This window comes from Microbulbifer agarilyticus S89 (assembly GCF_000220505.1).
In the GTDB taxonomy this organism is placed as follows: Bacteria; Pseudomonadota; Gammaproteobacteria; order Pseudomonadales; family Cellvibrionaceae; genus Microbulbifer; species Microbulbifer agarilyticus_B.
Map to the genome: position 1 here is coordinate 39,856 of NZ_AFPJ01000016.1, position 13,470 is coordinate 53,325.

Here is a 13,470-nt window from a genome sequence, read left to right on the forward strand (position 1 = left end):
AATAGTGAGCGAACGAAACGCATGTTTCTGAAAAAACTCATTCTGATCAACTGGGGCAATATTCCCCAGCTGGAATACGATTTCGGTCCGATCAACCTGTTTTCGGGGGGCAATGGCTCCGGTAAGACCACGGCCGCCGATGCCATTCAGACGTTGATGACGGCCGCACACGATACCCTGTTCACCTTCAACCCGGGGCAGGATGAGACTACCCAGCGCGGCCGCGGCGGCAAACAGGTACGTACACTCGCGTCCTATGTCCTTGGCTGTGACGACGGTAGCTACGCGCGGCTGCAACCTACCGATTGCTATATCGCCGGTAACTTCTTTCCGACTGAGGGTGAGGAGGGCGAGCCGTTTACCGCGATCATGGCGATCCGCGCTCATTTGGATACCAGCTCCAAGCCCGCCCAGGCGCGTCAGGATAATTTGAAGTTCTTTGTCATCCCCGGTCAGCAGCTGGCGATGGGTGACTTTATTAAAGAGTACAAAGATGGCAAACACCTGCTGCCGCTCGACAAGTTCTATGGCGTAATCAGCAAGCAGTTTGGCAAGGTCGAACAGTACGATAAAAAGAAAGCGTACCTGCGCCGTCTCTATGGCGCTTTGCGCGGCCGCAAAGATGCGGTTCCCGATCGGGAAGCGACTCATGCTGCGCGTACCTTCGCCAACTTCATGGCGTATAAACCAGTAAAGAGCATCAACGACTTTGTCGCGCAGGAAGTACTGGAGAGGCGCGATCTCGGCGACGCCATTCGCTCTGTGTCCGAGTTGATGAAAACTATCCACGGCATGGAGCAGGAGGCGCGGGAAATTGTTGATCGCGTGGATGCGCTTGCGCGCATTGCCGAGTCGGCAGATCTGTATACCGAGCAGTGGCTGCAATTGCGGGTGCAGGAATATTTGCAGGCCAAGCACCAGCAGCTTCGTGTACAGAAAACCTATCTGGAAGGCAAGAACCGACAGAAGGAAACCCGCGCGGAGCTGGAGCGGACCGCTCAGGAAATCCTGCAGTCCGAGGCGCGCACCCGGCATCTGAGCGAGCAGCTGGTGGCCATTCAGGCGCAGCGCCAGGGAATCTCCGCGCTGCGCAGCAAGGATGAATTGGATCAGAAAATCACCCAGGCCAATCGCATTCTTTCTTCTCTGGCATCGCCACTTGCGGCCCAGCAGAAATTGTTTACCTCGAATCAAAATGCGGCGGAAGAGCTGTTGTCTCTACTGAGCACGACTTCCGTTTCACTGGAGATACCCGCATTTAGCGATGGGGCGCTGGTGAAGTCACTCAAGGCAGTGGCCCGCGGTGAGCCGTTGCCCAAGCTCGATGGCCTGCTCGGCAAAGACTGGATTGACCTTTCCGCGCAGGAATCCCTGCGCGAAACCGTCGCCAAGTCTGAGGCCCAGCAGAATCGTTTCGTGCAGCAGATGACCGGCGCGGAACCGGGTGAAGTCACTTTGCGCGACCAGGTGAATGACTTGGTATCCCGCGGTGAGCTGAAAGTGCAACAAATGCAGAAGCAGCTGCACGGCCAGGAATCCCGCATTCAACATCTGCAGTCAAATCGGGTGCGCTATCCGCAATACGTAGAGCAGGCGCTGGTGGCAATTCGCGAGCAGTGCCCGCAGGCCGAGCCGCAGGTGTTATGCGACTTTGTTGAAGTGCTCGACGAGCGCTGGCAGATGGCGATTGAAGGCTATCTGGGTGGTGCGCGCTTCTCGATTATTGTTGAGCCGGAGTTTGAGGCGGATGCCATCCGTGTAGTGCGCAATATGCCCGGACGCAGCAACCGTGCACGGGTTATCCAGGGGGATAAGGCGCGGCGGGATGCGGAGCGACTGGATGCGCAAAAGGGCTCCATTGTTGAGTTGATGTCGTTCAGCCACAAGACCGCGGAATATTACCTGCGTGCTTCCTACGGCAGTGTCCTGCAGGTGCGGGATACCGCTGAACTCAAGGGTACGCGTCGTGGCCTGACCTCCGAGGGGCTGGCGAGTGGCAACTACAGTATGTGGCGCTGTGATATCGACGACAGTGAGCTGGTATTCGGCCAGGGCGCACGTGCCCGGGCGCTGGCGGCACAAGAGCGTGCAATGCAGCAGCTGCTGAAAGAGGCTGGTGTGATCAGCGAGCAGCAGCAACAGCTGCGCAAGCTGTCTCAGGCTGTACGCAGTTTGTCCAGCCTGTCGCTGCTGGAATCGGTCGATGCCGCACTGGATGCGCAGCGCCAAGGGCGCAATGCGGAGCAGGCGCTGTCGAACCTTGATCTGGACGACGGCGTGGAGCTGGAGCAGCAGGCCAACACCTTACACGAACAGCTTGAGGCGGAGCGCCAGCAGGGTGCCAGCCTGCAGAAGCTGGCCGGTAAGCTGGAATCAAATCTAGACGGTATTGCGCGGCAACTGCAAGCGCTCTCTGCCCAGCTCGATCAGCTCGATGAGGCGCTGACGGACTGCGAGGCTGCGGTGCAGCGCATTGCCCAGATCACCCCAGATTTCGATACCGATGCGGTGTTGCAGCAGGCGGATCAACAGGCTGCGCAGGCGGATGATGGTTTCGACTTTTCTCAGGATGTCGCGGAATGGCGTGGACTACTGCAGAAATACAGCCACCAGCTATTGAAGGCGGTGATGGACTACAACGCGAGTTGTAGCACCGGCGATACCCTGTCGTTTGATCCAGATTTTGCCGCGGGCCATGATGAGTCACAGTTCAAACTGGTATGCCAGCTAGTAGAGCAGGTGACGGCATTGCGCAATCGCCTCAAGAATAATCTGCTGGTAGACCGCCATGAGCAGTTACAGGGGCTGAAGAAGTCGTTCAACACCACTTTCGTTACCCACCTCTGCCATGCGATTTATCAGTCGATTAACGACGGTAAGCGGGTACTGGACGATCTCAACCTTGAGCTTGAGCATCATCGCTTCGGTGCCGATCGCGAGCGCTTCCGCTTCGATTACCGCTGGGTGCCGGAATTCAAAGAGTATTGGGGCTTTTTCAAGGCGGTTATCGAACTGCCGAATCTCGGTGAAGAGCAGAGCTTGTTCGATGCCGACCTTTCGCAGAAGCACCAGCAGGTACGCGACAAGTTACTGAATATGTTGCTGAGTGAGGACGAGCAGGTAGCGCGGCGCGAGCTCGATCGTATCAGCGATTACCGCAACTATCGCAATTACGAAATCTACAAGGAGCCACAGGGCAAGGAGCCTATCGCGCTGAGCCAGTACGGCACCGGCTCCGGCGGCCAGTTGGAGACCCCCGCCTACATTATCCGTTCCGCGGCAGTAACCTCGGCCTTCCGCTTCAATGACGGCAACAGTCACCTGAAGATGGTCTTGGTGGACGAAGCCTTCTCGAAGATGGATGAGTCGCGCTCCCGCGAGGTGATTCGCTATCTGACGGAAACGCTGGGGCTACAGCTGTTGTTTATCATGCCCAGCAGTAAGTCCGGCCCGTTTATGGACCTGATTTCAAACCAGTTCGTATTCAGCAAGTGCCCGAGTCCTAAGCCCATTGGTGAGCTGAATACCCGGGTGTATGTCGATCGAAAAGTGTGCAATCAGGAAAAGATTGCCAAACTGTGGGCCAACCACCGGCATACCATACGCCAGCAGGCCAGCCTTGAGTTTTTGGATATGCTGGAAGAGCCGGTCACTGTTTGAACTTGATTTTTAGACGTCAGTTCACGGAACATACGCCCCATTCAGGTAGTATTTGTCCATTCGTTTGAACAATAAAGCTATGAGCAGGGGAGGCTTGTATGCGTCAGTTTTCGATTTTGTTGGTCTTTTTGGTGGCCTTTGGTGGCGCCGCTGTGCTGTATGAGCAGGAAAGTCGTAAAGTGAAAGGGGTGTTGTCCCAGGTCACCGACCTGCAGGCCAAGGTGGGTGATATGCAGGCGGAGATCAAGCGTCTAAACGCCGAGCTGGAATCCGTAAAGCTGGCGGAGCGCCGCCGTCCAAATTTAAATACCATCGCTAGCCGCGTACTGAAGAACGAGACGGTCAAATCACGCCCTGCGGCGCAAGCGGACGCTGGGCAGCAAGGTCGCGCCGTTTTCGCCGGCGATGTTACATCGAGTGCGCCGGCAATCCGTGGCCGGGGTGAGGCTGGCGACGATGCTGAGTGGGTCAAGCCCACTGTGGATGCCGAAGTCTATAAAGCGGAGACTCGTGCTGGTGACAGGGCACCGGTCGCCGACCCGTATCAGTAGCTGGTCACTAATCGCTTAGCTTATTTAGCTTGACGTTGAGCGGGCGGTTGCTAACAGATTACTTTGCCGGCCTTGGCAGGTTCCTTATAATCACTGTTTGCATTCTTTCCTAGCCCGCTACCACAGCGGGCTTTTGGTTTTCTGAGTCTGGAATTCGCTATGAGTGTTACCGCGTTTTATGAGTCTCTCTCTGCCCAGCTAGCTGGCCTGCTAACGGGCGAGCGCGATTGGCTGGCAAATACTGCTAACGCCAGCGCACTACTCTTTCTCGAAATGTCTGACATCAACTGGGCCGGTTTCTATTTCCTGCATGGTGATGAGCTGCGTCTCGGGCCATTTCAGGGCAAGCCGGCCTGCACCCGCATTCCCGTTGGATCGGGGGTGTGTGGCACGGCAGTCAAGACCGGTCAGTCGCAGCTTGTCGAGGATGTGCATGCTTTTCCCGGGCACATCGCATGTGACGCGGTCTCTGCGTCCGAAATAGTTGTCCCCTTATACAACGGTGAGCATTGTATCGGTGTGCTGGACATTGATAGCCCGCTAATCGCTCGCTTTACCGAGCAGGACCTGGCCGGGATAGAGGCATTTGCCCGGGTGCTGCTTGAGCACTCGGATTTGCCGGCGGCCTAGAGTCGGGCGCTCAGGGATGGCGGTTATTTGGCAGCAACAGCGCAATGGCAACCACTATGAAGTGCGCACCCATGGTGCATCCGTGCGTCTTTACACCAATGGTGTATTCCACACGCAGTGGAACCCCCGTGACCCGCTAAAAGGTTCCCTGTGGGAGCTGTTGCTTCTGCCAGCGTTTTTTCTGCCCCCTGAGCAGGTGAAACGGGTGCTGCTACTCGGTGTGGGAGGCGGCGCCTTGATCCGGCTGCTACAGACCTATTGCTCCCCAAGCCAAATCCTCGGCGTGGATATTGATCCGGTGCACCTTTCAGTCGCCAGACGGTTTTTCGGGGTTGGTGATGTCGAGCTGGTGTGCGCGGACGCTCGCGCAGTGGTAGCGGACCTTACAACAGATGGTGAGGCACCGTTTGACCTGGTAGTCGATGACCTGTTTGGTCATGTCGATGGTGAAGCTCAGCGCGCGTTCGCTGCGGATCGCGACTGGTGTGAGGCGGTGCTCGGGCTTGTGCGGCCTGAAGGCATGGTGGTGAGCAACTTCGCCTCCCGTCGTGAATTGCTTGAGAGCGGCTGGCGAATGCCGGCCCTCAGCAGCAAATTGGCTCCTGCCAGTGGTAGTTGGACCTTGGAGCATCCGGACTACGAAAACTGTATCGGTGTTTTTAGCCGGACGCCCCTGGATCGCAGCGATCTCAAGCTGCATGCCCCTACCGCGTTAAATCCAGGCAATCCCTCCCGTAAATTGAGCGCGCGCATTCGCTCCCTTCGCTAAGTCACAATTTCACGCTATTTATATACGCATTGGGTTGGCGGGCTATTGATCCTTGAGTCTATACTCAAAGTAGTCAGTTATTTTCCCGGGACCAATTGATGCGCTACAAGACCTTGGAAGATGTGATTCAGGAGGGAAGGGAGTTCCACCAAAAATTGGGCCGCCAGTACGCGGAGTTTGAATTGCTTTCTGCCGATGAACGGGCCAGTTTGCTGCTCGATCAATTGAAGCGACGCGAAGTGTCGATGAGCCACACGCTGGACAACTTTCGTGAAGATGTGGGTGAGGGGGCCTTACGCACCTGGGTGCAGTTCGCCCCCGAGGGGCGCGAACCCGAATTATTGCAGCGCTTACGCAATATCGATATCTCTGACATTGAAGCCATCGGGCAGGTGGCCATGGATATAGAGATGTACCTTTCCGACCAGTATCGCGATTTACTCTTGATCGCCGACACACCTACCGCGAAGCGAACTCTTGAGCGTTTGCTTGAGCTCGAGCAGCTCGAGGAGCACACGCTTTCGGTGAATCTCTACAACTTGCGCGATTGCTGATCGCACAGGTTTTTCCGGTAAAGCTGGAGATTGTGGACGGGAGAATTTAGTCGCGAGAAGCTAAGTGCGAGAGGATAGGTGTGAGAGGATAGGTGCGAGAGGATAGGTGCGAGAGGATAGGTGCGAGAGGATAGGTGCGAGAGGATAGGTGCGAGAAGCCAGGCGGGAGGAATGACGCCTTGAAGTGGCGTTTATTTGGCCAGGCGAAATACGCAAAAACCCTTGGCTTTTTCCAGCAAGGATACGTCGCGAAATAGCCCCTCGGCCTTGCGCGCGAGAGGGATAAATTCGTTTACCACAAAAAGCGCTGAACCGTCTGTGCGCAGTGCTCTCGCTGCCTCGGCGAGAAAACGATCGGTAAGATCACCTTCCACCTGAAAACCCTGATGAAAGGGCGGGTTGCAGACCACCACATCTACACTGCCACTAGCGATTTGTGCGCCCGCATCGCCGGCAATTACTTCACCCTTAATTCCTGACGCGTCAAAATTACTCTGACATGCCAATAAGGCTGCGGCGTTGTTATCCGTGGCAACAATGTGTGCGTCGGGGTTCAGATGCGCGAGCTGGATACTGAGATAGCCAAAACCGCAACCCAGGTCCAATGCATTGAATGGAGTTTTGGGCAAGTGCTTGGAAAAGTGCTGGGCGAGCTGGGCGCTGCCCACGTCAACTTTGTTCCAGCCAAACAAGCCAGGTTTACTGAACAGGCCATTGAGTGGATCCAGCTTGCGCAAAGTGCGGTAATTGGAATCGTCCAGGAGTGCGCCTAGTGTCGCATCGCTGTTCAGTTGGTTGTGGCTGGCGTATTCCGTGCCATGCTTCTGCAGGTTTTTCCCTCGGCCAAATCGTTGTGCGGCTTTTTGGGCGTAGGTTTTGATTCCGCTGTTCTTGCTGCCGACCAGGATCAGTTCGCCATTCGCGTGTAGGCACGCTGCGGCGGTGTTGATGACATGGTGCACCGCCGCTTTTTCCTTCGACACTGGGTACACGATGCGCGAGAAGTTTCGCTCAACGGCGCCCAAGTCGAAGTCCGAAAAAAGTGCAGTAATCCCAGCCTGCTCTGCCGCTTGGGCGATATCCCAGCGATTGCTGAGTAGGGTGCCGCGGAATGGCAGCCCGGCTTTGAGCTGGGCTTTGCTATTTTCGTCGGCGATCCACAGCGTGTCTTGATCGCTGTCGCTCAGCAGTTGGGCAAGTAGGGTAGACATAGCGGAGCTTTGGTCTTCTCTGGCAGGGTCAGCCGATGCTGGCAACTTCTTCTGGGGTAAGCGCGCGGTATTCCCCCTCGGTCAGCATCTCATCTAACACGATTTCACCAATACTCTCACGATGAAGCTCCAATACGCGATTCCCCAGCGCTGCAAACATACGTTTTACCTGATGGTAGCGCCCTTCGGTAATGGTGATACGCACTTCATTGCGGTAGAGAATCTCGAGCTTGGCCGGCTTGGTGCGGGTCTTCTCGTTATTTAGCCAGATACCCTTGGCAAACTTGTCCACCGCATCGTCGGCAATGGGGTCCGCTAAATGTGCGTAGTACGTTTTTGCGCATTGATGACGTGGCGAGGCGATTCGATGCGACCACTGGCCATCATCGGTGACTAGTACCAGTCCTGTCGTATCGATATCTAGGCGCCCCGCAACATGCAGTTTTTGCAAATTTGGCTCGTCCAGCAGGTCCAGCACTATGGGGTGCTCCCCGTCTTTCGTCGCGCAGACGTAGCCCAGTGGTTTATTCAGCATAAAGTAGCGCGGGCCGGCCGCGCCGAGCGGCTCGCCGTCGAGACAAAGCTCGTCAGCAACATCCACCTTGCTGGCAGGGTCGGTCACTGTCTTTCCGTTGACGGTAATACGCTCCTGACGTGCCGCTCTTTTTACTTCAGCCCGCGACAGGTCGGTGACCTGGCTGATTGCTTTATCGAGACGTAGGGTCGCGGAGGTTTTCGGGGTAGATTTAGCCAATCTTCTTCTCACCAGAATCGACAGATTGGTAAATCAGGGTGTTGATGGTCATGGGGCCAACGCCACCGGGTACTGGGGTGTAGGCGGATGCGCGCTCTACCAGCGGGCCGAGCTCAATATCGCCCACGCCACCGGGGTGGTAGCCTGCGTCCACAACCACGGCGCCATCTTTGATCCAATCGGCCTTGATAAATTCTGGTCGGCCTACGGCGCCTACTACGATGTCAGCGCGGCGGATATGCTCGGGCAGGTCCTGCGTTCTTGAGTGGCAGATGGTCACGGTAGCATTGGCGTTCAGCAGCATGGCGGCCATTGGTTTGCCCAGGATGGGGCTGCGGCCAACGACCACGGCGTGCTTGCCTTCAAGTTCGATATCGTAGGCCTCCAGCAGGCGCATGATGCCTTTCGGGGTGGCGCAGCCGTAGGCTTCCTCACCCATCGCCATCCGGCCAAACCCGAGGCAGGTTACGCCGTCGACATCTTTCTCCAGGGCAATGGCGTCAAAGCAGGCGCGTTCGTCAATTTGTTCCGGCACCGGATGCTGAAGAAGAATACCGTGAACATTGGGGTTGCTGTTGAGCTCTTCGATCTTGGCCAGCAGTTGCTCGGTGGTCGTAGAGGAGGGGAGCTCTACTTGCAGTGAATCCATGCCGATGCGTCGGCAGGCGTTGCCTTTCATCTTTACATAAGTCGCAGAAGCGGGATCGTCGCCCACCAGAATGGTGGCGAGGATCGGAGTCTGGCCGCCGCTTTTCTCTTTCATGGCCGCAACGCGGGCAGACAGTTCTTCTTCGGTTTTCTGGGCAAGGGCCTTGCCGTCCAGAACCAGTGCTGACATAGATTTTTCTCAACCTGAACAGAGAGCTCCGCCGGCGCGAAGTGGCGGGCTCGTGGGTGTAGGAATTAGAAGCTTAATAAAGGGGCGGCATTTTCGCACAAGCCGCGAATATTTTCCCTATCTGGTCAGCTATTCGGCAACCAGTTTGATGAAAGGCTAAACTACTTTAAAAATAATGGCTTAGCGGCGTTGACACCCTCGGAGGGCGCAAGTAATATGCGCGCACTCAAACGGGGGGGCAGCTCCTCGGGACAGTATCGGGGCATAGCGCAGTCTGGTAGCGCGCCTGCTTTGGGAGCAGGATGTCGGGGGTTCGAATCCCTCTGCCCCGACCAATTTTCCGGGTTTCTATGCGCCCGTAGCTCAGCTGGATAGAGCATCCGCCTTCTAAGCGGATGGTCGCAGGTTCGAGTCCTGCCGGGCGTGCCATTCCTACCAATGGCAGCGAACTCGGCAGACTAGCGGTAGACCACAGCGAGCATTTGGTCGCAGGACTATCCCGGCTCATTTGCGCAGCAGATGGGCGACACAGTGTTGCCACAAGACACTGATATCGCATTATGGTGGCCGTAGCTCAGTTGGTAGAGCACAGGATTGTGGCTCCTGAGGTCGCGGGTTCGATCCCCGTCGGCCACCCCATATTTTGACCTTAAGGTCCCAAAACCCGGCTTTATGCCGGGTTTTTTGGTTTTGGGATCGGATTGTTCTATCGCCCATCTTTACCTAAGTCGGGGTGATCTAGGATAATGCGCGCCAGTTTTCGCTTTCGGCAGAGGGTTCCGCCGAAGTTAATTTTTAAAAATTAGGGGAATAAAGTGACTGAAGTAGTCGAGCGTAAGGCAACCAACGTGCATTGGCACGACGGCGAAGTAAACCGTGGCGACCGTGCAGCAATGCTTGGTCATAAAGGTGTGACTCTTTGGTTCACTGGTCTTTCGGGTTCCGGTAAAAGCACTGTCGCGGTAGCGGTTGAAAAGGCACTGACGGCCCGCGGTGTACTGAGTTACCGTCTCGACGGCGACAACATTCGCCTGGGTATCAATTCCAATCTGGGCTTCTCTGCCGAGGACCGTCAGGAAAACATTCGCCGCGTTGGTGAGATTTCCAAGTTGTTTGCGGACACAGGTGTTGTGGTGCTCAGCAGCTTCATCAGCCCCTATGCGGAAGATCGCGCATTGGTGCGTAAAGTGCATGAAGAGGGCGACCTTCCCTTTATGGAAGTGTTTATTGACTGCTCTTTGGAGGCCGCGGAAGAGCGCGACCCGAAAGGCTTGTACAAGAAAGCTCGCGCCGGTGAAATCCGCGGCTTTACCGGAATCGACGACCCGTACGAAGCGCCGGAAAGCCCCGAGCTGCATCTGCGTACCGACCAGATGACCCTGGAAGATGAAGTAGACGCGGTGATCAAGTCGCTGCAGCAGCGTGGCATTATCGTCTAAGCCATTGATGTCGTGATGCACATTACTGTGACGACGCAGTCGTAGGGTAGTGTGCTGTTATGTCGTCTGTCCGGGGTATGGCGTTGCCGCCACGCTCCGGAGAGAGAACCTCTATTTCCCCGGCTTTTTGTACATTCCGTTTAATTCTTAAACGGTTGTTTTTCCCCAGATTTCTTCAAGTAAACTCCCCCGCCAACCGGCCAACGCTTTTCCCCGCGCCACATATACTGTTGCTGTGCCCGTAATATTTGCGACAGCTGCACCTGTTCATCGGAGCACACAGGAACACATGGCGTAGGGAGGCGCATATGGCTTTGAGCGCAACGAGATTTTTCGCGCGACTTGGTGTCCGGCGGGTTGTGACGAGTATTGTCGCCGCGTTTTTTCTGTTGCTGGGGTTGGGTGGCTGGTTTGCATACGAGAATTTGCCGCGGCTGCCTGGTGTGCCGAAGGCACCCGTGGTTGGCGTGCCCGAGGGGGCGCTGGATCATCTCCCCCAATCGGCCTATCTCGGTGAGCATCCGAGAAAAAGCGGGCGCCCGGCAGAGTACTTTCCCTTTCCCATAGCAATAGGCGAAAGTGGACCGGTAGAAACCCTTTTTTCCGGACCTTCCACCTATCCGTTTTTATGCGGACAAAACAAAGTCACTCAACGTCAGCCTCTGGTAGACAACCATGATGGTGAGGGCATCCCAATTTTTGCTCTCGATGAAGAAGGGCAAAAGACCAGTGAAGTCATTGGATACAGTCGCGACTGTAGCCATGCAACGTCCGTTTCCTACTTTTATCGCAGCACCCTAGATGGTTTGTTCCACCCGTTGGAGAAAGCCGTCGATGATATCGATAAGGTGACAGTAAATGGGCGCACGACAGACTTCGTTGTGCGCTTGGAGACCGGTACCATAAATCGTTTCCATTACGCCATCGCAGTCTTGCGCGGAGAAGATGAAACCGCGGAAAAACCCAACGGCAGTAACTGGAACAAGCGCTTAATTTATCAATTTCGTGGTGGTGTAGGTGTTGGACGCCGCCAGGGCAATATGAGTCGGAACTCGATTGTCGAGCGCCGTGAGGACCAGTTGGCCCGTGGTTACGCCATCGTTTACTCGACCGCGAACCAGACCAGCAATCATTACAATATCTGGCTCGCCGAAGACACCGCACGGCGTCTTAAAAAGCAATTTACTTCGCTCTACGATGAACCACTGTATACCGTTGGAATTGGCGGCTCGGGTGGAGCAATTCAGCAGTACCTCATAGCCCAGAACGCACCGGGTGTGTTGGACGCTGCAATCCCCCTTTATTCCTATCCGGATATGGTTAGCCAGACGATTTATGTCTTCGACTGTGAGCCTCTTGAGTATTACTTCGATGTAATTGCTGCGGACAATTCCCGCTGGAAGGACGTATCTGAACGTCAGCCAATTATCGGTCTCGCCACCAAGGCCGACTTTGAGCATCGCTTTAAGATTCTGGAGGATACCGTAGCGCTTTTTGATCCGCGTTATCGAGGTGTTGCGAATGGTACATCCGAATGTGTACAGGGTTGGCGTGGGCTTGTGCCACTGGTAAACAATCCAAATTTCATCCACTTCAAAGCGAGCTATGCCGATGAGGTCGCTGACAACACGCACTGGACGCATTGGGAAGACTTGCGAGACTTCTATGGCGCCGGGCACGATGGGTACGCGAACAGTGCCTGGGATAACCAAGGGGTACAGTACGGCCTCGAGGCACTAAAAAATGGCAGACTCAGTGTTGATGAATTTCTCCATCTTAACGCGACGATTGGTGGGTGGAAGGCACCCTTGGAGCAGGGGGGAGAGAAGCTTTGGTTTATGAACGGTGACCTGTTCCCAGTAGACCTGTCCGTTTGGAGTGAACACAACATGAATTTAGGCAGTCTGGATAACCCGGCGCCTAGAAGTGTTGCCAGTATGGATGCAATCGAGGGTATTTATCGCTCAGGACACGTCTTCCTCGGTGATGTCGAAATCCCGATTGTTGATCTGCGCCACTACCTGGAAGGTGAGCTGGACATGCACCACAGCCTGGCTTCTTTTTCGAGTCGTGAGCGTATTCGGCGCGCGCGCGGGCATGCAGATAACCAGTTGATCTGGATGAGTCACAAGAAGTATGACCCGGTTGATGAAGCGCTCGATATTATCGATCACTGGATCCAGAAAATTGCAGAGAACCCGGAGCGTGGTGTTGCCGGTAATAAACCTGTGGAGGCGACCGATCGCTGTTTTGACAGGGATGGGAATGTTCTGGCCGCTGGTCCAGATGTGTGGGACGGTGACTGGAACTTCAAGTCCGACGGTGCTTGCATGCAGCTCTATCCGATTTACAGCACGCCGCGCATGATGGCTGGTGCACCGATTACTGGTGACGTATTTAAGTGTGCGCTGCAGCCACTGGAGCGTGCGATCGCGAAAGAGGTCTACGGAGAAGTGACAGATGAAGTCGTTGAGCGTATTGACGACATGCGACGAATTTTCCCGGATGGGGTGTGCAACTACAATCTCGGTGATATCGCTCGTCCGAGTGAGCCTCTGTTCCCACAGAAGGGAGATGTGATGATAGCCGGTCAGCCCGTTGAGTCGGATTATCGGTTGGTTCCCGCGCAGATTGCGCAGGATTCTGAACTTGAAGAGGAAGTTGCCCCGACACCGGTGTCTGTCGAATCGGTGGTACCGGAGGAATAGGTTTCGCGTCATTGCTGGCGAATAAATAGGCGCTGAAAATTTTTAAAAATTTTGGCGTCTTTTTTGTTGACTCTGAACTTCAGTCCGGTAAGATGCGCCTCGCTCTCGGGGGATAACCCCAGAGCAAAACGGAAACCTTCGATAAGAAGTTACCGAATTGGGTGGTTAGCTCAGTTGGTAGAGCGGCGCCCTTACAAGGCGTAGGTCACAGGTTCGACCCCTGTACCACCCACCACTTCTCAAGAAGAAGTGCACTACCGAGGACCGGTAGTTCAGTTGGTTAGAATGCCGGCCTGTCACGCCGGAGGTCGCGGGTTCGAGTCCCGTCCGGTCCGCCAGATACAAAAAAAGGCCCT

The 13,470-nt window shown here is 55.4% G+C and carries 10 protein-coding genes and 5 tRNA genes; 12 read left to right on the forward strand and 3 right to left on the reverse strand.

Features of this window, described 5'->3' with window-relative positions; genetic code table 11:
* Window positions 1-21 precede the first annotated feature (21 nt).
* The 5 genes from AS89_RS0105165 (at window position 22) to AS89_RS0105185 (ending at window position 6,164) form a co-directional block, all read left to right on the forward strand.
* The gene (locus AS89_RS0105165) at window positions 22-3,660 is read left to right on the forward strand and encodes an ATP-binding protein (protein WP_010131344.1); all 3,639 of its coding nucleotides are present in this window, start codon (window positions 22-24) and stop codon (window positions 3,658-3,660) included.
* A gap of 98 nt (window positions 3,661-3,758) precedes the next feature.
* On the forward strand, window positions 3,759-4,211 hold the full coding sequence (locus tag AS89_RS0105170; RefSeq protein WP_010131345.1) for a hypothetical protein: 453 nt from the start codon (window positions 3,759-3,761) through the stop codon (window positions 4,209-4,211).
* Window positions 4,212-4,370: 159 nt separating this feature from the next.
* Entirely contained in the window at window positions 4,371-4,841 is a 471-nt protein-coding gene (locus AS89_RS0105175) for a GAF domain-containing protein (RefSeq protein ID WP_010131346.1), read from the forward strand.
* Window positions 4,842-4,857: 16 nt separating this feature from the next.
* Window positions 4,858-5,610 carry a methyltransferase domain-containing protein gene (locus tag AS89_RS0105180; RefSeq protein WP_010131347.1) on the forward strand — a complete coding sequence of 251 codons (753 nt, stop codon included), beginning with the start codon at window positions 4,858-4,860 and terminating at the stop codon, window positions 5,608-5,610.
* A gap of 98 nt (window positions 5,611-5,708) precedes the next feature.
* Window positions 5,709-6,164 carry a hypothetical protein gene (locus AS89_RS0105185; RefSeq protein ID WP_010131349.1) on the forward strand — a complete coding sequence of 152 codons (456 nt, stop codon included), beginning with the start codon at window positions 5,709-5,711 and terminating at the stop codon, window positions 6,162-6,164.
* A gap of 191 nt (window positions 6,165-6,355) precedes the next feature.
* Here AS89_RS0105185 and AS89_RS0105190 read toward each other — a convergent pair whose 3' ends face one another.
* The 3 genes from AS89_RS0105190 to folD are packed head-to-tail and all read right to left on the reverse strand — an operon-like array spanning window position 6,356 to window position 8,967.
* A complete protein-coding gene (locus tag AS89_RS0105190) occupies window positions 6,356-7,375 on the reverse strand; it encodes a class I SAM-dependent methyltransferase (RefSeq protein WP_010131350.1) in 1,020 nt (339 codons plus the stop codon).
* Window positions 7,376-7,403: 28 nt separating this feature from the next.
* Complete coding sequence (gene rsuA, locus AS89_RS0105195) at window positions 7,404-8,129, reverse strand: 16S rRNA pseudouridine(516) synthase RsuA (protein WP_010131351.1); 726 nt, start codon at window positions 8,127-8,129, stop codon at window positions 7,404-7,406.
* Window positions 8,122-8,967 carry a bifunctional methylenetetrahydrofolate dehydrogenase/methenyltetrahydrofolate cyclohydrolase FolD gene (gene folD / locus AS89_RS0105200; RefSeq protein ID WP_010131352.1) on the reverse strand — a complete coding sequence of 282 codons (846 nt, stop codon included), beginning with the start codon at window positions 8,965-8,967 and terminating at the stop codon, window positions 8,122-8,124. Before folD ends, rsuA begins: the two co-directional genes overlap by 8 nt.
* Window positions 8,968-9,225: 258 nt before the next feature.
* Between folD and AS89_RS0105205 the strand changes: the two genes are divergently transcribed.
* The 7 genes from AS89_RS0105205 (at window position 9,226) to AS89_RS0105235 (ending at window position 13,452) form a co-directional block, all read left to right on the forward strand.
* A tRNA-Pro gene (locus AS89_RS0105205) sits at window positions 9,226-9,302 on the forward strand.
* A 17-nt stretch (window positions 9,303-9,319) separates the two neighbouring features.
* A tRNA-Arg gene (locus tag AS89_RS0105210) sits at window positions 9,320-9,396 on the forward strand.
* 134 nt (window positions 9,397-9,530) lie between these two features.
* A tRNA-His gene (locus tag AS89_RS0105215) sits at window positions 9,531-9,606 on the forward strand.
* Between the two features lie 176 nt (window positions 9,607-9,782).
* A complete protein-coding gene (cysC, locus tag AS89_RS0105220; protein WP_010131353.1) occupies window positions 9,783-10,406 on the forward strand; it encodes an adenylyl-sulfate kinase in 624 nt (207 codons plus the stop codon).
* Window positions 10,407-10,765: 359 nt separating this feature from the next.
* Complete coding sequence (locus tag AS89_RS0105225; RefSeq protein ID WP_033229989.1) at window positions 10,766-13,114, forward strand: DUF6351 family protein; 2,349 nt, start codon at window positions 10,766-10,768, stop codon at window positions 13,112-13,114.
* Between the two features lie 159 nt (window positions 13,115-13,273).
* Window positions 13,274-13,349: transfer RNA gene (locus AS89_RS0105230), tRNA-Val, on the forward strand.
* A 26-nt stretch (window positions 13,350-13,375) separates the two neighbouring features.
* Window positions 13,376-13,452, forward strand: a tRNA-Asp gene (locus AS89_RS0105235).
* Window positions 13,453-13,470 lie beyond the last annotated feature (18 nt).